General features: G+C 67.7%; 19 protein-coding genes. 5 read left to right on the top strand and 14 right to left on the bottom strand.

Annotation, left to right across the window (positions count from 1 at the left end; all coding sequences use genetic code 11):
• Positions 1 to 83: 83 nt before the first annotated feature.
• The 4 genes from QRM60_RS20940 to QRM60_RS20925 form a co-directional block, all read right to left on the bottom strand.
• Positions 84 to 386: a hypothetical protein gene (locus QRM60_RS20940; RefSeq protein ID WP_011035523.1), complete on the bottom strand. Its 303-nt coding sequence runs from the start codon at positions 384 to 386 to the stop codon at positions 84 to 86.
• 162 nt (positions 387 to 548) lie between these two features.
• Positions 549 to 1,352, bottom strand: a complete 804-nt coding sequence (dkgB, locus tag QRM60_RS20935) for a 2,5-didehydrogluconate reductase DkgB (RefSeq protein ID WP_285446972.1) — start codon at positions 1,350 to 1,352, stop codon at positions 549 to 551.
• Between the two features lie 67 nt (positions 1,353 to 1,419).
• Positions 1,420 to 2,448: an NADP-dependent oxidoreductase gene (locus QRM60_RS20930; RefSeq protein WP_042597829.1), complete on the bottom strand. Its 1,029-nt coding sequence runs from the start codon at positions 2,446 to 2,448 to the stop codon at positions 1,420 to 1,422.
• Positions 2,449 to 2,561: 113 nt separating this feature from the next.
• Positions 2,562 to 3,530 (bottom strand): aldo/keto reductase, encoded by a 969-nt coding sequence (locus tag QRM60_RS20925; protein WP_285446971.1) that lies wholly within the window; start codon positions 3,528 to 3,530, stop codon positions 2,562 to 2,564.
• 195 nt (positions 3,531 to 3,725) lie between these two features.
• On the opposite strand from QRM60_RS20925, the gene QRM60_RS20920 reads away from it, so the two are divergent.
• Entirely contained in the window at positions 3,726 to 4,580 is an 855-nt protein-coding gene (locus QRM60_RS20920; RefSeq protein WP_114996851.1) for a class I SAM-dependent methyltransferase, read from the top strand.
• A gap of 596 nt (positions 4,581 to 5,176) precedes the next feature.
• The gene (locus tag QRM60_RS20915) at positions 5,177 to 5,740 is read left to right on the top strand and encodes a pseudouridine synthase (RefSeq protein WP_115541269.1); all 564 of its coding nucleotides are present in this window, start codon (positions 5,177 to 5,179) and stop codon (positions 5,738 to 5,740) included.
• A 354-nt stretch (positions 5,741 to 6,094) separates the two neighbouring features.
• Here QRM60_RS20915 and QRM60_RS20910 read toward each other — a convergent pair whose 3' ends face one another.
• Positions 6,095 to 6,526 carry a hypothetical protein gene (locus tag QRM60_RS20910; RefSeq protein WP_011035529.1) on the bottom strand — a complete coding sequence of 144 codons (432 nt, stop codon included), beginning with the start codon at positions 6,524 to 6,526 and terminating at the stop codon, positions 6,095 to 6,097.
• Positions 6,527 to 6,918: 392 nt separating this feature from the next.
• Positions 6,919 to 9,420, bottom strand: a complete 2,502-nt coding sequence (gene hrpB, locus QRM60_RS20905) for an ATP-dependent helicase HrpB (RefSeq protein WP_285446970.1) — start codon at positions 9,418 to 9,420, stop codon at positions 6,919 to 6,921.
• A gap of 162 nt (positions 9,421 to 9,582) precedes the next feature.
• On the opposite strand from hrpB, the gene QRM60_RS20900 reads away from it, so the two are divergent.
• Positions 9,583 to 11,700, top strand: a complete 2,118-nt coding sequence (locus tag QRM60_RS20900) for a methyl-accepting chemotaxis protein (protein WP_285446969.1) — start codon at positions 9,583 to 9,585, stop codon at positions 11,698 to 11,700.
• A gap of 306 nt (positions 11,701 to 12,006) precedes the next feature.
• Here QRM60_RS20900 and QRM60_RS20895 read toward each other — a convergent pair whose 3' ends face one another.
• From QRM60_RS20895 to QRM60_RS20860, 8 genes are all read right to left on the bottom strand, one after another.
• Positions 12,007 to 12,480 carry a DUF1456 family protein gene (locus QRM60_RS20895; RefSeq protein WP_042597816.1) on the bottom strand — a complete coding sequence of 158 codons (474 nt, stop codon included), beginning with the start codon at positions 12,478 to 12,480 and terminating at the stop codon, positions 12,007 to 12,009.
• A gap of 116 nt (positions 12,481 to 12,596) precedes the next feature.
• Positions 12,597 to 12,956 carry a hydroxyisourate hydrolase gene (uraH, locus tag QRM60_RS20890; RefSeq protein ID WP_285446968.1) on the bottom strand — a complete coding sequence of 120 codons (360 nt, stop codon included), beginning with the start codon at positions 12,954 to 12,956 and terminating at the stop codon, positions 12,597 to 12,599.
• Positions 12,926 to 14,347, bottom strand: a complete 1,422-nt coding sequence (gene hpyO / locus QRM60_RS20885) for an FAD-dependent urate hydroxylase HpyO (RefSeq protein ID WP_115557012.1) — start codon at positions 14,345 to 14,347, stop codon at positions 12,926 to 12,928. The genes uraH and hpyO overlap by 31 nt, the downstream gene beginning before the upstream one ends.
• Positions 14,344 to 14,835, bottom strand: coding sequence for a 2-oxo-4-hydroxy-4-carboxy-5-ureidoimidazoline decarboxylase (gene uraD, locus QRM60_RS20880; RefSeq protein WP_285446967.1), 492 nt, complete (start codon positions 14,833 to 14,835; stop codon positions 14,344 to 14,346). Before uraD ends, hpyO begins: the two co-directional genes overlap by 4 nt.
• Complete coding sequence (gene hpxZ, locus QRM60_RS20875; protein WP_285446966.1) at positions 14,832 to 15,227, bottom strand: oxalurate catabolism protein HpxZ; 396 nt, start codon at positions 15,225 to 15,227, stop codon at positions 14,832 to 14,834. The genes uraD and hpxZ overlap by 4 nt, the downstream gene beginning before the upstream one ends.
• Positions 15,224 to 16,114, bottom strand: a complete 891-nt coding sequence (puuE, locus tag QRM60_RS20870; RefSeq protein WP_285446965.1) for an allantoinase PuuE — start codon at positions 16,112 to 16,114, stop codon at positions 15,224 to 15,226. The genes hpxZ and puuE overlap by 4 nt, the downstream gene beginning before the upstream one ends.
• Positions 16,111 to 17,367, bottom strand: a complete 1,257-nt coding sequence (locus QRM60_RS20865) for an alanine--glyoxylate aminotransferase family protein (protein WP_014509370.1) — start codon at positions 17,365 to 17,367, stop codon at positions 16,111 to 16,113. The genes puuE and QRM60_RS20865 overlap by 4 nt, the downstream gene beginning before the upstream one ends.
• Complete coding sequence (locus tag QRM60_RS20860; protein ID WP_285446964.1) at positions 17,357 to 18,628, bottom strand: allantoate amidohydrolase; 1,272 nt, start codon at positions 18,626 to 18,628, stop codon at positions 17,357 to 17,359. Before QRM60_RS20860 ends, QRM60_RS20865 begins: the two co-directional genes overlap by 11 nt.
• 313 nt (positions 18,629 to 18,941) lie before the next feature.
• Here QRM60_RS20860 and QRM60_RS20855 point away from each other — a divergent pair, with 313 nt between their 5' ends.
• Positions 18,942 to 19,835, top strand: coding sequence for a LysR family transcriptional regulator (locus QRM60_RS20855; RefSeq protein ID WP_075287042.1), 894 nt, complete (start codon positions 18,942 to 18,944; stop codon positions 19,833 to 19,835).
• An 86-nt stretch (positions 19,836 to 19,921) separates the two neighbouring features.
• Complete coding sequence (locus tag QRM60_RS20850; protein ID WP_285446963.1) at positions 19,922 to 20,128, top strand: SDR family oxidoreductase; 207 nt, start codon at positions 19,922 to 19,924, stop codon at positions 20,126 to 20,128.
• The last annotated feature ends 434 nt before the right edge of the window (positions 20,129 to 20,562 follow it).

Below are 20,562 nucleotides of genomic sequence, written 5' to 3'. Positions count from 1 at the left end.
AACGCAGTGCGCAGCCTGCGCACTAGCGCGCCCTGCAACGTCCAAACGCGACGCGCTTGAGGTGAGTGACGCGCGCAATGCGCCTAGTGACGCACCGCAGCGTCTTCCATATGCCGCCATGCCTGCCGCACGATCCAGCGCGCCTGATCCCAGGGCACCGATAACGTGGGTTGATACCGGTAGTAGCCGTCCTGAAGGACCCGATACAGCTGCGCCTCGGTGGCGCGCGGGTAGGCCAGGTAGATGTCGTAGCCGAGCGTGAGCACGCGTGCGTAATCGGCGAAGTCGTAACCGCCCAGATGCCCTTCGGCGTGGATGCCGCGCCAGTAGGAAATCTCGGCGTCGACATTGACGACGCGCTGGGTCGAAACAGATGCGGTGTGCATGGGTAGGACTCCGTGGTCGAGACTACCCCCCTGTTTTTGCACCCTAGCAGCGGCTTGGCCGCGCAGCCAGCGCATGGCGACGAGCGGTGCAGCAATGCCGCAAAACCCACACCGGCGGCGTGCCGGTGCGGATATAAGCCATCGCGTGTGTCGCAGTCAGGCTCAGTCCCAGTCGGGCGCAATCGCTTTCGGGTTGGCCAGGCGTTCGCCACGGTCCAGCGCGGCGATCTCGGCCATGTCCTGCTCACTCAGGTGCAGGCTCTGCGCCTTGAGGTTGCTTTCCAGATTCGCCCGCTTGGTCGAGGACGGAATCACCGAATAGCCCTGCTGCAGCGCCCAGGCCAGCGTGACCTGCGCCGGCGTGGCGTCGTGGCGCTTGGCGATCGCCTGGATTACCGGATCCTTGAGCACTTCGCCCACGGCCAGGGTCATGTACGAGGTGACATGGATGCCGTGCTCTTGCAGGAACGCGATCAGCGTGCGGTTCTGCAGGTACGGATGCACTTCGATCTGGTTGGTGGCAATCGCATCGGCGCCAAGGATCTCGATTGCCTGGCGGGTGAGCGCAATGGTGAAGTTGGAGACACCGATCGCGCGGGTCAGCCCCTGCGCCTTGGCATCAGCCAGCGCCTCCAGATACTCGCGCATTGGCACCTGGTCCTTGGGTGAGGGCCAGTGGATCAGGGTGAGGTCGACATAATCGGTGCCGAGCTTGCGCAGGCTTTCCTGCAGGCTGGGCTGCAGTGTGTCGCGGCTGAATCGGTCCACCCAGATCTTGGTGGTCACAAACAGCTGCTCGCGCGGGATGCCGGCATCGGCAATGGCCTGGCCAACCTGCGCTTCGTTGTCGTAGATCTGTGCGGTATCGATGGCGCGATACCCCAGCGCCAGCGCATTGCGCACCGAGTCGATGACAACCTGGTCCTTGAGGCGAAACGTACCGAGGCCAAATGCGGGGACAGTCATGGGGTTCCTTGCGTGTTGGGAGGTGGTAAGTGAGGCAGTGATACGGAGGCAGGTATGGCAGCGCGACTCAGTCGAGTGCGACCACGGCCTTGCCGAAGTTTTCGCCGCGCAGCAGGCTGATCAGCCCTTGTGGTGCGCTGTCCAGGCCGTGCAGCACGTGCTCGCGGTACTGGATCTTGTCCTCGCGCAGCCACTGGCCCATTTCGCGTAAAAACGCAGGCATCAGGCGGATGAAATCGTGCTGGATGAAGCCGCGCACGGTCAGGCGCTTGCGCAGCACCTGGCCGATGAAATCAGGTAGCCGATCCGGCCCGGGCGCGACCTGGCCGCGGCTGTTGTAGGTGGCCACCACGCCGCACACCGGGATGCGCGCGAAATCGTTGAGCTGCGGCACCACCGCATCGAACACCTTGCCGCCGACGTTTTCGAAATAGACGTCGATGCCGTCCGGAGTGGCGGCGCGTAGTTGCGTAGCAAAATCCTCGGCGCGGTGATCCAGTGCCACGTCGACACGCAGCGTGTCGCGCAGGTAGCGGACTTTTTCTTCGCCACCGGCGATGGCCACCACGCGCAGCCCTTGCAGGCGCGCCAGCTGGGCCACGGTGGCACCGACCGGCCCGCTGGCCGCCGCCACTACCAGGGTTTCGCCGGCTTGCGGCTTGCCGATCTCGTGCAGGCCGGCGTACGCGGTGAACCCGGGCATGCCGTACACACCGAGCGCGGTGCTCAACGGCAGCGCATCGTCCTTGGGCAGCTTGCGCAGCGGCGCGGTGGGCTCCAGCACGGTGTGGGTCTGCCAGCCGCCGCCCAGCACCAGCAGCTCGCCTGGGTGGTAATCGGGATGGTTCGATTCCAGCACCTCGCCCACGGTGCCGCCTTCCATGACCGCATCGATGGCGACCGGCGCGGCGTACGAGGGGCCCTCGTCCATGCGACCGCGCATGTACGGGTCCAGTGACAAAAAGCGATTGCGGACCAGGATCTGGTTGTGCCCGGTTGGCGGCACCGGAGCGTCTTCGATGCGGAAGTTGTCGGCGCCGGGTTCGCCGTGCGGGCGTGAGGCCAGCACGATGCGGCGGTTGGTGAGCGATGTCATTGCGAATTCCTCGCGGAAGGGACCGCGCAAGGCGCGGTCGTGGGGGCACAGCCGCGGTGCGGCTGCGCGAGGTGAGCGAAAGGCGAGCGCGGTGGCGCAGTGGCTGATGCGGATCAGGCGCCGACCGCTTCCGCTGCGCTGGCCTCGTCGAGCTGCGCGATCTGCGCCTCGCTGAGTGTGATCTGCCCGGCCGCCAGCACGTCCTGCAACTGGGTCACGCTGGTGGCGCTGACGATCGGCGCGGTGACACTGGGGCGCGCGATCAACCACGCCAGCGCAATTTGTGCGGGTGTTGCTGTGTGGGTGGCGGCCAGATCATCCAGCGCCTGCAGGATGCGCAAGCCACGCGGGTTGACGTATTGCTTCACCACCGAGGCGCCACGCGCGCTGCTCTTGCCGGCGTCATTGGCGCTGCGGTACTTGCCGGTGAGAAAACCGCTGGCCAGCGAGTAGTAACTGATCACGCCCAGGCCGCGTTCCTGCACCAGCGGTTCCAGCTCGTCTTCGAAGCCGGCGCGGTCGTAGAGGTTGTATTCGGGCTGCAGGCTTTCATAGCGCGGCAGGTTGTATTGCGCCGACACATCCAGCGCATCGCGCAGGCGCGCGGCCGTGTAGTTGGAGGCGCCGATCGCACGCACCTTGCCCTGTTCGATCAGGCGGCCGAATGCTGCCAGCGTGGCTTCCAGCGGAATCGATTCGTCGTCTTCGTGTGCCTGGTACAGATCGATCACATCGGTCTGCAGGCGCGACAGCGAATCTTCCACCGCCGCTGCGATGTTGTCCGGCGACAGGCCCGGGTGTTCGCTCCACTTGGCGACCTTGGTGGCGATCAGCACCTTGTCGCGTTTGCCGCTCCGCGCCAGCCAGCGGCCGATGATGGTTTCCGATTCACCACCGCGATTGCCGGGCACCCAACCGGAGTACGCGTCGGCGGTATCGATCATGTTGAAGCCGGCATCGACGAAGGCGTCGAGCAACGCGAACGAGGTGGCCTCGTCGGCGCTCCAGCCAAACACGTTGCCACCGAACACGATCGGCTGGACTTGCAGGCCGGAGCGGCCAAGCGCACGGGAGTGGGGCATCACAGGGCTCCTGTTTCGAACTGGCCACAGGATAGTCATGCCCGGTGCTGTTGCGTGTGACATCGGTGTGGATTCAGCGTTCCGCACACCGCGCTGCCGCGCTCACGGAAATTGAACACACCGCGCCAGGCGTGCGTGGTGCGGTGCAGCCTGCATGCTAGGCTCGCGCTACTTTTCCCGGAGGAGGGCGCTGCGATGATCCGCAACAAACTGGCCTGTGCATGCGTGGTAGGTGTGACATTGGCGATGAGCGCGCCGTTGGTGATGGCGATGAAGCCGGCGGACACCGCCACGCTTCCCGCCCCCGACGCGGCGTTGCAGGCGGCTATTGATGGCACGTGGCGCGACCGCGTGTACGTGCAGCGCGACGTGTACCGCCACCCGGGCCAGACGCTGGCCTTCTTCGGCATCAAGCCCACCCAGACCGTTATCGAGATCACCCCCGGTGGTGGCTGGTATTCGGAAATCCTGGCGCCGTACCTGCGCGAAAAGGGCAAGTACGTGGGTGCGGTGGTCGACCCGGCCGCGGTGCCGGAAGGGCGCAGCCGCGACTACGCGCAGCGTGCACGCGACGGCTTGGAAAAGAAGTTCACCGCAAAGCCGGACGTCTACGGCAAGCCCACGCTGGTGGCGTACAACCCGACCGCGCCCAGCTTCGGTGCGGACAATTCTGCAGACCTGGTGCTGACCTTCCGCAACGTGCACAACTGGCGCATGGCAGGCCAGGCCGAGTCGATGTTCAAGAGCTTCTACAAGGTGCTCAAGCCCGGCGGCGTGCTCGGTGTGGTCGAGCACCGTGCCAAGACCGATGTGCCGGCCGATGACAAGAGCGGCTACGTGGGTCAGGCGCAGGTGATCGCCATGGCCGAGGCGGCCGGCTTCACCCTGGCCGGCAAGAGCGAGCTCAATGCCAACCCGCGCGACACCAAGGACTACCCGGGCGGCGTGTGGACCCTGCCGCCGAGCAACAGCCACGACGCAGCCGACGCTGCCAAGTACAAGGCGATCGGTGAGAGCGACCGCATGACCCTGAAGTTCGTCAAGCGCTGATCGCGGCGATGCGGTGGCTGCGCCGGTCAATGGGCTGGCGCAGCTTCTGCTGGGTTGATTGCAGTTGGTACGTGGCGCGGCGCTGTGCGTGTCTGCGTTTTTTTTGCTTTGAGTTGGCTCAGAGCGTGGTGAGTACTGCGCATTGCGGTGTACTTTTTGACGCATCAGTGCGCCGATGTAAGGCGTCTTGCAATGAGATCGACGAATTGCTCACTGATGCAAGTCGTAATTCGCAACTAGCGAAGCGCGAACCGTGAATCGCAAAAGCCTAGATATTGGTGCACGTGCAGAGCGTCGAGCAACGCCGTACCTGTGTCGCCAACTCCGCCAAGGCATCGGCAATGTGGGGTAACGGTGGGCCAGCCGCCGCAAGCACGAGTGCGTGATCGAAGCGATCGCACATGCAATACATCCAGAGAACATCCCAGAGGGAGTAGTGCCTTCGGGACCCAGAGAACAGCCGCTGCATCGCTGTCGTCAGCGCGTTCCCTGAGATGTTGTTTGCGCGACGCAGCTCCTGCGCTGCCCGCGATTTCCCACGCGCTGCCGATTGCCCGATCATGTCGCCTTCCGCGATCTGCCTGGATGGGCTCCTGATGTTGGTGCTGTTGAACAAGCCGTACGGTGTGCTGTCGCAATTCAGTGACCGCTCCACGCCGCCCAAGCGCACGCTGGCCGAGTTCGGCCTGCCGCCGCAGGTGTATGCGGCCGGGCGCCTGGACCACGACAGCGAAGGCCTGCTGCTGCTCACCGACGATGGCCCGCTGGCGCATCGGCTGACCGACCCGCGCCACAAGCAGCCCAAGACGTATTGGGTGCAGGTGGAAGGCGACCCGGATGCCGCACAGCTGCAGACGCTGTGCGATGGGGTGCTGCTCAACGACGGCCCGACGCGCCCGGCCAACGTACGCAGGCTGGAGTGCGCACCGACGTTGTGGCCGCGCGATCCGCCGGTGCGTGTGCGCAAGACCGTGCCCGATGCCTGGCTGGAAGTGCAGATCACCGAAGGACGCAACCGCCAGGTGCGCCGCATGACGGCGTCGGTGGGCCTGCCTACCTTGCGCCTGGTGCGGGTGGCTATCGGTGCGTGGTCGCTGGCGTCGCTACAGCCCGGGCAATGGCGCATGGACGACGCGCGTGCGGTGCGGCCGGCGCGTTGATCGGTCGAGGCCTGCGTCATGCTGGTTACGTCCAGCCGCTGCGCTGAGAAGTCCGCGGGCGTACAGGCGCGAACAGTGCTGATTGCGCCATCGATGCACGACGCTGCTCCGCGGTGCCACTGCCGTACGGTCACCGGATGACGCTCGGTCGCGCAAATGGCTGCCAGCTTGCATGCGGTGTCTAGCGACTCACTGCTGAGTTGAAGACGCATGACGCACGAACCACGACGTACGAACCAAGAACCAAGAACCAAGCCGCATGTGCATCCGGACATCGCCCAGAAACATCCGGTGCCACAACGAAAAACGCCACGGTGTCAGCCGTGGCGTCAAAGGGTATTACAGCGCGGCTGCTTATTCGATGCCGTCGCTCGGTGTCACTGCACCGCGGCGTTGGTACGCGGCACGACGGGCATTGGCATTGCTCGCGTGTTCACGGTCCAGACGATGCACGTTGCCGCCCAGCACTTCCTGATCACGCTTGCGCTTGCGATACACCGCATAACCGATCAAGCCGAGGCCGGCGACCGCTGCGGCGACCGTGACGGCCGGATTGCGCTTGACCAGCCGCGTGGCAACCTTGCCGCCGGTGCGTACGGCACCGAGCGCTGCGCCCGTCTTCAACCACTCGCTGGCACCGGGGCCGAAGTGGCGCAGGCTGCTGCCGGCATGACGTGCCTGGTCGCCCGCATTGGAAGCCGCGTGACGCAGGTGGTCGCCGGCATTGCCTGCCAGTTCCAGGGCACGCTCCAGGGCGCGTTCGGTGATCACTGTCAGCTTGCTCATTGGGGGCGTTTCCTTTCTGAGTATCGTGGGGCGCAGTCTGTGCGTTGGCGCGTATAGGCAGTGTTAGCGCGGCCGCGCGCGTTTTGCTCGCGGTTAGGATTGGTACGCGGCGGGCTGCTCGGCAGCGCTGGCCGGGCACGGCGGTTGGCGTGGGGCACAGCACGCTGCGGATCGCAGTTTTATCGCGGCAAGCGCTGCGCTCTGCAGCTGCACACGGGTACGTGGCGCTATCCGCGTGGCGGTGCCAAAACAAAACCGAGGCTTCGCGCACGGGCAAAGTCCGGGACTTGTCCTGCGTGCCGTATGGCCTGGTGCCAGGCCGCAGTTTTGCCGGGGTTTGCGCACGCATCGCACGGCACGCATCCCTGCGCCCATGCAGCCGCACGATTGCCTCAGGTGCCCCGGGGTTTGGCCCGATGCGTGGCGTTGGCGGTCCAGGGATCGTCTGGCCAGGGGTGCCGCGGGTAGCGGCCCTTCATTTCCTTTTTGACGTCCGGGTAGGTGGTGGCCCAGAAACTCTTCAGGTCCTGGGTCACCTGCAACGGCCGCCCGCCCGGGGAGAGCAAGTGCAGGGTGAGCGGGATGCGGCCATCGGCCACGCGCGGGGTTTCGGCCAGGCCGAACAGCTCCTGCAGTTTGACCGCCAGCACCGGCGGCAGCGGCTGCTGGTCGTGATCCAGCGCGTAGGTGATGGCGCGTTCCATGCCCGAGGGCACGCTGATGCGGGTGGGCGCGTGGCGGTCGATGGCCTGCCGGCGCTCCCAGGGCAGCGCGGCCTTGAGTGCTTCGCCCAGGCTGGCTTCGTCCAGGGCATCCAGCCGGGTCTTGCCGGCGAACGCCGGGCGCAGCCAGTGGTCGAGCGAGGCCAGCAGTGCGGTGTCGGAGAGGTCCGGCAGGGCGAGTTCCGGCATCCAGGCACGCAGCGACACCACCCGCGCGCGCCATTGGCGCAGCCCATCGGTCCACGGCAAGGCGTCCAGCCCGAGCTGGCGGACCGCCTCGGTGAGCGCGGCGGCGGCCTGGGCCGGGTCGACGCGGCCGGCCGGGCGGCTGTCGAGCACGATGCGGTCGAAGCTGGACTGCCGCCGTGCAACCAGTGCGCGTTTGTCGGCATCCCACTGCACCACGTGCTGCTGCACGAAGCGCTCGGGCACGCTCTGGCGCAGATAGCCTTCGTCCACCGGTGCGGCGCGCAGCAACAAGGCGTCCTTGGCTTCGTAACGCAATTCGCTGGCGACCAGCCAGGGCTCGCCGCGCAGGTCGCTGTGGTCGAACAGGCGCGCGCTGCGGCCATTGGCCAGCAGGTAGCGCAGCGGGTCAGTGGGGTGGCGTGCGGCGATGCGGTCCGGAAACGCATGCGAGAGCAGATCGCCCAGCGCATGCGCCTCCACGCTGGTGGGTGGGGTGGCATCGCAGCGCAGGCGGCGGCGCCACTGTTTGGCGGCGGCATCGATCGCGGCCAGCGCACCGCGGTTGGCGTCTGCGCCAGTGCGGCCCTGGCGGAACGCGGCCAGCGCCCGCCAGCGCGCGGCCAGCCCGTCGCCGCCCTGGCGGAGGGGGTCGCGGGCTTCCAGCAGCGCGGCCAGGTCGCAGGCCAGCGCCAGCCGTGCTCGCGCGCCGGCCTGTGCCAGCAGTGCGGCCAAGCGCGGGTGCGTGCCCAGGGCCAGCATTCGCCGGCCCAACGCGGTGATGCCGCCCCCTGCGTTCAAACCGCCCAGCCGCTGCAACAGCTCGCGCGCGGCGGCCAGTGCGCCGCTGGGCGGGGCATCGACGAAGCGCAGCGCATCGCTGCCCCAGGCGGCCAGCTCCAGCGCCAGGCCGGTCAGTTCCACCTGGGTGATCTCGGCGCGGCGCTGCGGCTCCAGCCGCTGCGATTGCGGCCACAGCCGGTAGGCCCAGCCGCTGGCCACGCGCCCGGCGCGGCCGGCACGTTGATCGGCCGAGGCCTGCGCGATATTGGTCACGTCCAGCCGCGAAAAGCCGCTGTTGGGGTCGTAATGCGGCTCGCGCGCCAGCCCGCTGTCGATCACCACGCGCACGCCCGGCAACGTCACCGACGACTCGGCCACGTTGGTGGCCAGCACCACGCGGCGCCGGCCCTGCGGGTCGGGCTGCAGCACCTGGCTTTGTGCCTCCACCGGCAGCTCGCCGTGCAGCGGCAGCAGCTGCATTGCCGGATCCAGCGCGTCCTGCAAGGCCGCCTGCACGCGTGCGATCTCGCGTTGACCGGGCAGGAACACCAGCACGTCGCCAGGATGCGTGGCCAGCGCATGTTCCACCGCGCGGCGGGTCTGCGGCTCCAGCGCTTCGTCGCGACGCGCCGGAAAATGCGCCACTTCCACCGGGTAGCTGCGCCCAGCACTGCTCAGCCGCGGGGCATCGAGAAAACTGGCCAGGCGCTCGCCATCCAGCGTGGCCGACATCGCCACGATGCGCAGGTCCTCGCGCACCTGGCTCTGCACATCCAGCGCCAACGCCAGGCCCAGGTCGCCGGCCAGGTGCCGTTCGTGGAATTCGTCGAAGAGCAGCGCGCCCACGCGTTCCAGCATCGGGTCGTCCTGCAGCATGCGGGTCAGGATGCCCTCGGTGACCACCTCGATCCGTGTGCGCGCGGAGGTCTTGTTCTCGAAGCGGATGCGGTAGCCCACGGTCTCGCCGACCGGCTCGCCGAGCTGGCGCGCCATGAACAGCGCGGCGCTGCGCGCGGCCACCCGGCGCGGTTCCAGCATCACGATGCTGCGGCCCGCCAGCCAGGGCGCATCCAGCAGCGCCAACGGCACCTGGGTGGTCTTGCCGGCGCCGGGCGGCGCTTCCAGCACCAGGCGCGGATGGGCGGCGAGGCTGTCGCGGATCTGCGGCAGCAGCGGGGAAATCGGAAAGGCGGGGTCACTCATGCGCGGCAAGGATACTGGGGGCGGGGTGGCGCGGGCGATGACCGGCCGTGTCCGGGATTGACCCACACGGTGTCCGTGGTCCGTCCGCCGTGGCCTGCCGCAGACTTCAGTGCCAGGCAGGCGCGTCGATATCAACAAGACATCCTCCACTGGATCTCCGATATGTCCTCCCCGTCCCCCCGCTTCATCAGTCTGCAAAGCAAATTGCTTGGCGCGCTCGCGCTGGGTCTATCGATCATCCTGCTGTGCGCGCTCGGGGGCCTGGGAACCGCGTGGTTGAGCCTGTCCGGCAAGGTGCCGCTGGAAGTGGCGCAGGCATCGGCGAGCGAAGAGGTCACCCGCGATTTCCGCATGCAGGTGCAGGAATGGAAGAATGTGTTGATCCGCGGCCGCGACCCGGCGCAGCTGGACAAGCACTTTAGCGCCTTCCGCGCGCAGGGCAGCAAGGTGCAGGCCGGTACCGAAGCGCTGGCCAAGACCCTGTCGGATGCGCAGGCGCGCGCGCTGGCACAGGAATTCGCCACGGCGCATCTGACTCTGCAGGCGAATTACGAAGCCGCATTGGGCAAGTTCGCCGATGCCGGCTATGACACCCAGGTCGGCGATGCGCTGGTGAAGGGGCAGGACCGCGCGCCCAGCCAGACCCTGGAGGCACTGGTGACCCGTGCCAAGGCGCTGGCCGACGCCGCGGTGCTCGCCAGTGCCCAGGCAGCGCAGCAGAAGCTGGTGTATGCCGGCGTGGCGACGATCGCCGCGGCGCTGTGCCTGGTGGTGGTGCTGGGCTGGTGGATCCGCCGTTCCATCGTGCGCCCGATCGAAACCGTGGCGCGGGCGGCGCGTTCGGTGGCGGCCGGCGATCTGGCCGCACGTGCGGTGATCAGCAACCGCGATGAAATCGGCCTGCTGGGCCAGGCCATGACCCAGGTGGTCAGCACGCTCACCGATGTTTCCAGCGCGCAGGCCGACATGGCGCAGCGGCATGAAGCCGGCGAAATGAGCTACCGGATGGACGCCGACGCATTCCCGGGCGCCTACGGCCGCATGGTGGGCGACACCAACGGCCTGGTGGGTGCGCAAGTGGGCCTGATCGGCGACATGTTGCAGGTGATGCAGCATTACGCGGTGGGCGACATGTCGGTGGACATGCCGCGTTTGCCGGGCGAAAAGGCGCGCATCACCGAAGCCATGGACACCACCAAGCACAACCTGGCCGCCATCAACGGCGAAATCCGCGGGCTGGTCGAGGCCGCGGCAGCCGGCGACTTCGCCACGCGCGGCAATGCGCAGGCGTATCAGTTCGAATTCCACGGCATGGTGGACGGCCTCAATGGTTTGATGCACAACGTGGACCACAACCTGGGCGAGCTGTCGCAGTTGCTCAAGGCCATTGCCGACGGCGACCTGACCGCGCGCATGCACGGCAACCAGCAAGGCGTGTTCGCGCGCATGCGTGACGATGCCAACGCCACCGTGCAGCGGCTCACCGACATCGTCGGCGACATCACGCTGGCGGCGCAGACCATCCGCACCGCCTCGGCGGAAATTGCCGCCGGCAATGCCGACCTGGCCCAACGCACCGAACAACAGGCCGCCAACCTGGAAGAAACGGCCGCCTCGATGGAGGAACTTACCTCGACCGTGCGGCAGAACGCCGACACCGCGCAGCAGGCCAGTCGCGGCGCGCAGGCGGCAGCCGACATCGCCGGCCGTGGCGGCGACATGGTGGGCAGCGTGGTGGAGACGATGGGTGAGATCGAAGTGTCGTCAAAGAAGATCGCCGAGATCATCAGCGTCATCGACGGCATCGCGTTCCAGACCAATATCCTGGCCCTGAACGCCGCGGTAGAAGCGGCGCGCGCCGGCGAGCAGGGCCGTGGATTTGCGGTAGTGGCCTCGGAAGTGCGTGCGCTGGCGCAGCGCTCGGCCGGTGCCGCCAAGGAGGTCAAGCACTTGATCGACGCCTCGGTCGACAGCGTCGAACGTGGCAGTGCACGGGTTGAGCAGGCCGGGCAGACGATGCAGCAGATCGTGCAGTCGGTGCAGCAGGTCACCACCTTGATCGCGGAGATTTCTGCGGCGTCGCGCGAGCAGTCGTCCGGCATCGAACAGGTGGCACGCACGGTCAACGACATGGACGAAACCACCCAGCGCAACGCCGCGCTGGTGGAAGAAGCCTCGGCCGCGGCACGTGCGATGGAAGAACAGGCCGTGGAACTGAGCGAAGCGGTCTCGGTGTTCCGCCTGGATGCACGACGCCCGCGTCTGGTGGCGGCTGCCTGAGCAAGCGCATCGACCTGGCGATGTGGCCGTGTCATCAGCTGCATCGAGGTCATGCGGGTCGCAGCGCGGGTGCATTGCTACCCTCTCGCACGCTGCGATGCGTGCAGGTGCGGCGCACTGGCGAGCCGAGCTTCATCACCCGCAACGGCCGTTGCACGGCAGGTCGCGTTGGGGCGGCCGCGAGACGCCGTCAGCGGCGGTCAGAGGGTGCAACTGCTGCGAAGGGACCGGAACGTACGCGTCGTCCATGCCGGTTCCATGCACATGGCCGCCTGCCGGTTGAGCAGGCGCCTGCTGGTCGGAGGCTTAGCCGGCTTCGCGCATGCGGGCGGTGAGGCCCTTGAGGAAGGCGCGTAGCAGCTGGTCGCCGCAGGGGCGGAAGTTCTTGTGGCCGGGTTGGCGGAACAGCGCCGACAGTTCCGGCTTGGACAGCGGGAAGCCGGCGTTGGCGAAAATGGCGTGCATGTCCACGTCCTTCAGTTCGAAGGCCACGCGCAGCTTCTTCAGCACCAGGTTGTTGCCGACGCGAGTTTCCAGCGGGCGCGGCGGCTGGGTTTCGTCGCGGCCGCGGAAGCGCAGCACCAGGCCATCCAGAAAGCGCGCCAGCATCGCATCGGTGCAGGGCTCGAAACCGGGCTCGTCTTCCTTCTTCAGCCAGGCCTGCACTTGCGGCTTGTCGAGCGCGAACGCGGGGTCGGCCAGCTGGGCGATCTCCACCACCTTGTCGTCGCTGAGGTCGAGCATGTAGCGGATGCTGCGCAGTACATCGTTGTGAATCATGGCGGTTCCGGAGCTCCGGCGCGGTGCCGGAAAGCGGCCATTCTACGGGCGCGCGGTGAAACCGGGCGTGTGGTTTGTGCCGCTTGCGCCGGTGACGCGGCCCACACCGGCGCAGATCAGCTGCCGCGATAGGTGGAATAGCCGTACGGCGACAGCAGCAGCGGCACGTGGTAATGGCCATGCTCGCCCAGGTTGAAGACGATCGGCACCATCTCCAGGAACGGCGGGTCGGCCAGCGCGGTGCCGCTGGCCTGCCAGTAGCCGGCCACGTCGAATTCCAGCCGGTAACGGCCCCCGGCCAGGTGCAGCGTGGCCAGGGCCGGGCAGCGCCCGTCGGCATCGGTGGCCGCCTCCAGGCACAGGGTGTCGCCGGCGAACAGGCGCAGCGCGACGCCCGCAGCCGGGCGGCCGGCGGCGGTGTCGAGCACATGGGTGGAGAGCGTGCTCATGCCACCGCCTGGGTGGGCTGCGGCCATTGGCCGACGAATTCGGCCTGGTCGTAGCCCAGATAGGCCTCGACCATGGCCTGGCGGTCGTCCAGAAACAGCTGGTCGGCCACCGCACGTGCCAGCCGCGGCAGCGCCACTTTCAGCCCCGACAACGCCGCTGCGGACAGGCCGTGGTTGATCAACGCCGAATAGTTGAAGGCGAACAGCCCGTGCACCGCGGCGGCATCGTCGGGCGTGCGGGGCAGTAGCTCGAATCCAGGGCCCAGGTAGGGGTGCGCGTCCAGCACCGGATTGGCCTGGCCGGGCGGGGCCTGGTAGCGGTCGGCCCAGCAGGCGATGCGCCCGGATAGCGCGGCCAGCTCCGGGCGCAGCCGCGGGTCGGTGACCAGGCCGGTGGCGATGGCCAGGAAGTCGAAACGGTGCTCGCCCTGCGGGGTGCGCACCACCACCACGTCATTGTGTTCTTCCACGCCCAGCCATGGCGCGTCCAGGTGCAGCGCAAAGCCGGCATGCGCGCAGGCGCGCTGGAAGGTGTCGTTGGTGGGCGGTTGGTTGCGGCCGAAGAAGCTGGCCATCATGCGGTACTTGTCGGCGTCGGGCAGGGCGGCGAAGCGCGGAATGATGCCGGCCTGTTCCATGTGTCGGATCGGGTTGACCCGCGGCAGCGCGGCGCGGCGCACGAACACCTCCGCACGCGCCACGCCCTGGTCCAGTGCGAAGCAGGCGTTGTCGAACGCCGAGGCGCCGCCGCCCAGGATGCCCACGCGCCTGCCGGCCAATGCGGCGTAATCGATGGGCCCGGAGGTATGCGCGTAGCGCTGCGCCGGCAGGGCCTGGGTGATCCACTCAGGTACCTGCCATTGGCCGCCGCCCTGGATGCCGGTGGCCAGGATGATCTTGCGCGCCATCAGCGGCGCGCCCATCGCCAGGTGCAGGCGATGGATGCCGGGCGCGGCGTCTGGCTCGATGCGCACCAGCTGGGTGGCATTGCGCACCGGCAGCCGCAGCGCCGCGCGGTACCAGCGCAGGTAGTCCATCCAGGTGCCGCGCGGAATCTTGTCCAGCGCGTCCCAGCCGGCGGCGCCGTGCTGCGCCTCCCACCAGGCGCGGAAGGTGAGCGTGGGCACGCCCAGGTCGATCGAGGTGATCTGCTTGGGTGTGCGCAGCGTCTGCATGCGTGCGTAGGTGACCCAGGGGCCTTCCTGCCCGGGCGGGTTTTCGTCGATCACCAGTACGTTATGCACGCGCTCGCGTTGCAGGGCGAAGGCGGCGCCCAGGCCGCTCTGCCCGGCGCCGACGATGACCACGTCGTACACGTGGCCGGCCGGGTGGACGCGCGGGCGCACCCAGGGTTCGCCGCCGTGGGCGAGGCGTTGCAGGTCGTGTTGCAGCGCGTGTTCGAGTTGAGCCAGGCTCATGGCAATGCCTCCAGGCGCAGGTGCACGATCTTGCCGATCTCGGCGAGGGCGGTGGCGATTTCGTCGTTGCGTGATGCGTCCAGGCGACGCTGCAGTTCGGCCAGGATCCCGGCCTTGTCCTGCAGGCGCACGCAGATCACGAAGGGGAATCCAAAGCGCTGCCGGTAGGCGTGGTTGAGTGCGTGGAAGCGGTGGAATTCGTCTTCGTCGAGCCGGTCCAGGCCGGCCGAGGCCTGCTCGGCGGCGGAGGCGGCAGTGAGGGCGCGGTCGATTGCGGCCTTGCCGGCCAGCTCCGGATGCGCGCGGATCAGCGCCAGCTGATCGTCGGGTGAGGCGTCGTACACCACCTGCATCAATCCGCTAAACACATCGTCGAACGGGCGGCGGCGCGCAGCGCGTTCGACCACCCATGGCGAATGCTCGAATAGCGCGCGGTAGCGCGCCACGAAAGCGGCAGTGTCGAGCGCGTTGGCATCGATCACGCTCATGCGTGGCTGCCTTGCAGCGAGACGTGCGCAGCCACCACTTTCCAGCCATCGGCAAAGCGCACCCAGGTCTGGCTCTGACGGCCGTGCGCGGTGCTGCCCTCGCGCACGAACTCCGCATGCGTGGTGGCAAGATCCTGGCCGAAGCCGTGCACCGCAACGCGCACGAGCTGGCGCTGCGGCGAGCCGCCACGACCGATGCGAAATGCACGGATCGCCTCGCTGCCGTACAGCACTTCACCCACGCCATAGCGCACCGTGCTTGGCGCGGCATGGAACAGCGCATCCATCGCGGCGATATCGTCGTGCATCAAGGCGTGCTCATACGCGTGGAACGCCGCGGTGACCTCGGTGATCACCTCCGGCAGATCGATGCTGGCCGTGTCGATGCTCATGCCGGGTGCACCTGTAACCAGTGACGCGCGATGTCGATACGGCGTGCAACCCAGGCATCGCCACTGGCCAGCACGTGATCGACAAAGCGTGCCAGCGCTGCGGCACGCGCCGGCTTGCCGACGATGCGCCCGTGCAGGCCGATGGAGAGCATGCGCCCGCCTTCGCTGCGCAGTTGTTCGAAGCTGTCGTGCAGATAGCGGAAGAACGGCTCGCCATCGGCAAAACCGTTGTAGGCGACGAATTTCATGTCGTTGACATCGAGCGTGTACGGCACGATCAGCTGCGCACGGCCGTGGCGCCGGTCGTAGTACGGCACGTCGTCGGCATAGCTGTCGGCGTCGTAGACAAAGCCGCCTTCCTCGGCCACCAGACGCGCGGTATTGGGGCTGGTGCGGCCCTGATACCAACCAAGCGGGCGGCTGCCGGTCACTTGCGTATGCAGGGTGATGGCCTGCGCCAGATGTGCGCGCTCGGTGGCTGCATCCACGTGCTGGTAGTCGATCCAGCGCAACCCGTGGCTGGCGATTTCCCAGTCGGCCGATTGCATCGCCGCCACCGCCTCGGGATTGGCCGCAAGCGCGGCGGCGACACCGAATACGGTGACCGGCACGCCGCGCGCGCTGAACAGCCGATGCAGCCGCCAGAACCCGGCGCGGCTGCCGTATTCGTACAGGCTTTCCATCGCCATGGCGCGTGCGCCCGGATGCGACGGCGCGCCGACCATTTCCGACAGGAACGCTTCCGAACCGGCATCGCCGTTGAGCACGCAGTTTTCCGCGCCTTCTTCATAGTTGATGACGAACTGCACTGCGATGCGCGCGCCACCTGGCCATTGCGCCGGCGGCGGCGTGGCGCCATAACCGACCAGGTCGCGCGCCGCACTCATGCAGCCGGCTCCGCATGCCAGGCGGCGCGTGCGGCTTCGACCGCCAGGCCTTGGGTACACGCGTAGCCCTCGGCGCGCAGCACCGCTTCCAGTGCGGCCAGGGTGAGCAGCACCTTGTGCTTCATCGCGTTGTAGCCCATCGCACCGATGCGCCAGATCCTGCCTTGCAGCGGGCCGAACGCGGTGCCGATCTCGATTTCGAAATCCTCGCGCATGCGCCGACGCACCGCTTCGCTGTCGACGCCGTGCGGGATGACCACGCCAGTGACATTGCTCATGCGGTGCGCATCGTCGCCGAACACTTCCAGCCCCAGTGCGCGCACGCCGGCACTGACCGCGCGGCCGGCAGCCGCATGCCGGGCGTAGCGCGCCTCCAGGCCTTCCTGCAAGGCCACGCGTGCGCATTCGCGCGCGCCGTACAGCATGGTGGTGGCTTCGGTGTGGTGATTGAGGCGCTTGTCGGACCAGTAATCCATGATCATCGCCAGGTCGAAATAATTGGAGGCGATGCGTGGGCCGCTGCCGTTGGCGATGTCATCGCGCACGATGCCGCGTTCGACATGCCGCCGCGCAAAGATCGCCTCCGCTGCCGCGGCAGAGACAGTGATCGGCGCCGAGCCGGACGGGCCGCCCAGGCATTTCTGCAGCCCCGCGGTGACCACGTCCACCTCCCAGCGGTCGCTGGCGATGTCCATGCCGCCGATGGTGGCGGTGGCGTCCACGTAAGACAGCGCGCCCGCTGCGCGGCACAGCGCGCCCAGGCCATCGAGCGGCTGCGCCATGGTGGTGGAGGTGTCGCCGTGCACGGTGGCCACCAGCTTGGGTGCCACGCGTGTGATCGCCTCGGCAATCGCCGCCAGCGGCACCACCTCGCCCCACGGCGCATCGACGGTGTGGACGTCGGCGCCGAGCCGGCCAAGGATTTCGGTCAGCAACAAACCGAAGCGGCCGAAGTTGATCACCAGCACGCGGTCGCCCGGCTGCACCAGCGACACCAGTGCGGCTTCGATGCCGGCGCGCGCCGTGCCATCGACCAGAAAGGTCCAGCGGTTCTGGGTGCCGAACAAGGGGCGGTACAGCGCCATCACCTCGTTCATGTAGGTGGTCATTTCCGGGTCGAACTGGCCCAGCAGATCGGCCGCCATCGCACGCAGCACGCGAGGATGCGCATTGACCGGGCCGGGGCCCATCAACAGGCGTTGTGGCGGATCCAGTTCGCCGAAGGTGTGCAGGTGGCGCAGGTCAGGTGCCAATGGGAGCTCCGAAGTGTTCGATGAAATGGCGCATCACCGCCAGGGCGACCTCGGCATCGGCCGGGTCGACGTGTTCGTCCGGATGATGGCTGATGCCGCCGGCGCAGCGCACGAACAGCATCGCGGTGGGGCAGAGCGCCGCCATCACCATCGCATCGTGGCCGGCACCGGAGACCAGCGGCCGTGGTGTGATGCCCTGCGCGGCGACCGCTTGCGTCAGGCGGGCGATCAATGCCGGCGCGCAAGGGCTGGCCGCCAGTGCTTGCAGCGGTTCGACGGCGATGGCAACGCCGCGCGCGGCGGCCACTTGCTTCAGGGCGCGTTCGATCTGCGCCACTGCAGCGTCGCGGCGGTGGTCATCGCCGGCGCGCACGTCCAGCGTGCAGTCCACGCGGCCGGGCACCACGTTGATGGCGCCGGGGGCGACCTCCAGCTTGCCAACGGTGGCAACCAGATCGTCGCCGCCACTGCGCGCAATCTGCTCGATCATCAGCAGCGCTTCGGCGGCCGCGCTCAAGGCATCGCGGCGCAGCGCCATGGTGGTGGTGCCGGCGTGGCCGGCGCGGCCGTCGAAGCGCAGCCGAAAGCGCCGTTGCGCGGCGATGCCGGTGACGATGCCAACCGGCAGCTGTGCGGCTTCCAGCACCGGGCCTTGTTCGATATGCGTTTCCAGATACGCCAGCACGCTGCTTGGCACACGCGCGGCCTCGTGCAGGCGTGCAGCGTCCAGGCCCCACGCGGCCAGCGCGGTGGCCACGTCGACGCCGTCTGGATCGCGCACGGCCAGGGCGGCCGCATCCAGCGTGCCGGCCACCGCGCGGCTGCAGAACATCGATGCCGGAAAGCGCGAGCCTTCTTCATCGCCGAACCCAACGACTTCGATCGCAAACGGCAGCCGGCGCCCTTGTGCGTGCAGCGCGGCCACGCATTCGATGCCGAGCAGCACGCCCAGCGGGCCGTCATAGCGCCCGGCCGCGCGCACGCTGTCCAGGTGGCTGCCGATCAACAGCGCCGGTGCGTGCGCATGCGCGCCTTCGTAGCGCCCGACCAGATTGGCGGCCGCATCCAGGCGCACCTGCATGCCGGCCTGGCGCATCCACGTGCCCACCTGCTCGGTGGTGGCGCGATGCGCCGGGCTGAGCCAGCTGCGGAACAGACCGGTGGGGGTGTCGCTGAAAGGCGCCACGCCCAGCGCATCGCAGCGCGCCACGGCCCGTGCGCCGGAGGCAACGGGGGCGCTGCTGGCTACCGCACTCAGCATGCGGCGACCCGGGAGCGGTATGGCAGGGCGAACGCAGCGGTGTGCTGTGGCATGTCTGCGTGCTCGATGTGGTGGCCCGTGTTGCGGGGCGGGAGGGGGCGTCTCGACTATACGAACGCGGTCGTGTCGCCCCAAAGCGGTTTTTTTCGAGGTTGGCGTTGCAAAAAATGCGACGGGCCTGGAGCGAGCACCTGCACAGAGGAGCGCGGGGTATGCAGTAGCCGAATCCCGTGCTGCGCGCATCGCCGACCGGGCGTGCCAGGCCCATTGCCGGACTGTTACAGTCGGTGCGGGGCATGAATCGGATTCACCAATGGCGCGCGATAATTTCAAGGACCTGCTGGCACTGATCGCCATCGTGCGGGAAGGCAGCTTCACCCGGGCCGCGGCAAAGCTGGGGGTGTCGCAGTCGGCGCTCAGCCACACCATCCGCGGGCTGGAAGCGACGCTCGGCTTGCGCCTGCTCACCCGCACCACCCGCAGCGTGGCGCCGACCGAGGCCGGCGAGCGCCTGATCCAGACGGTGGCGCCGCGCTTTGCCGAGATCGAAGAGGCGCTGTCGGCGCTGAGCGAGATGCGCGACACCCCGGCTGGCAGCGTGCGCATCACCGCCACCGACTATGCCGCGCGCGAAATCCTGTGGCCCAAGCTGGCGGTGCTGCTGCGCCAGTACCCGGACATCAAGGTGGAACTGGTGGTGGACAACGGCCTGACCGACATCGTGGCCGACCGTTACGATCTCGGCGTGCGCCTGGGCGACCAGGTGGAAAAAGACATGATCGCCGCGCGCATCGCCCCAGACATGCGCATGGCATTGATCGCCTCGCCGGCCTACCTGGAACGCCGGCCGCTGCCCAAGACCCCGCAAGACCTCACCGCGCACCTGTGCATCAACCTGCGCATGACCAGCGCCGGCGGCATCTACGCCTGGGAACTGGAAAAGGACGGCCGCGAGATCGCGGTGCGCGTGGAGGGCCAGCTCACCTTCAACAGCATCTACGAAGCACTGGATGCGGCGCTGCAGGGGTTCGGCATTGCCTTTGTGCAGGAAGACCTGGCCCGGCCGCACATCAAGGCCGGGCGGCTGCGCTGGGTGATGAAGGACTGGTCACCCACCTGGCCCGGCCTGCATGCGTTCTACCCCAGCCGCCGGCATTCCTCGCCCGCGTTCAACCTGGTGCTGGAGGCGTTGCGGCATAAGGGCTGAGGGTTGCGCTGGTGTTGGGACGCGGTCGAAATCCTGACCGTGTATCTGGCCAGGGAGCTGGGCCCACGCGGTATCCGGTCAACACGGTGGCGCCCGGAGCCATTGCCACCGACTTTCTCGGCGGCGCGGTGCGCGACACGCCGGACTACACCAAAGCCTTTGCCGACATGACCGCGTTGGGCCGGGTGGGCGTGCCGGACGACATCGGCCCGATGGTCGCCAGCCTGTTGTGCGAGGACAACCGCTGGGTCACCGGGCAGCGGATCGAGGTGTCTGGCGGCCAGACGATCTGAGCTGGCCGAGGCGGGGGAATCAGCATGTGTTTGTTCGACCGCTTCGTTGGGATTCGTCAGTCGTTTCAATGGGAAGCGCCGCGGATGAGCGCGATAGTGCGTGGAGCCCGCGCACCGCGAGGGTCTTCAACCACGGGAAATCTATAGTCGGCGTATCCGAATGCAATCGCAATCGCTGACGTCATCACGTCACGTAGGAGCGCGCTTGCGCGCGATGAAGCTGTCCCGGTGACGCCCCATCGCGCGCAAGCGCGCTCCTACGACCGCCGACGCGTGCGGAAGTGTCGTGACATCAGACCAGCCACAACAGATTCGCCTGTTTGGCAGAGGTGTCGTATGCGTGATTGTGACCGCCATCCGTGACGGCGGCACACAGCATGTAGGAGCGCGCTTGCGCGCGATGAAGCTGTCCCGGTGACGCCCCATCGCGCGCA

Source organism: Xanthomonas sp. fls2-241-TYG-148, assembly GCF_030208815.1.
GTDB classification, from domain to species: Bacteria; Pseudomonadota; Gammaproteobacteria; order Xanthomonadales; family Xanthomonadaceae; genus Xanthomonas; species Xanthomonas campestris.
The sequence above is the reverse complement of the archived record's forward strand: the minus strand, read 5'-3'. Positions and strand labels throughout refer to the sequence as shown.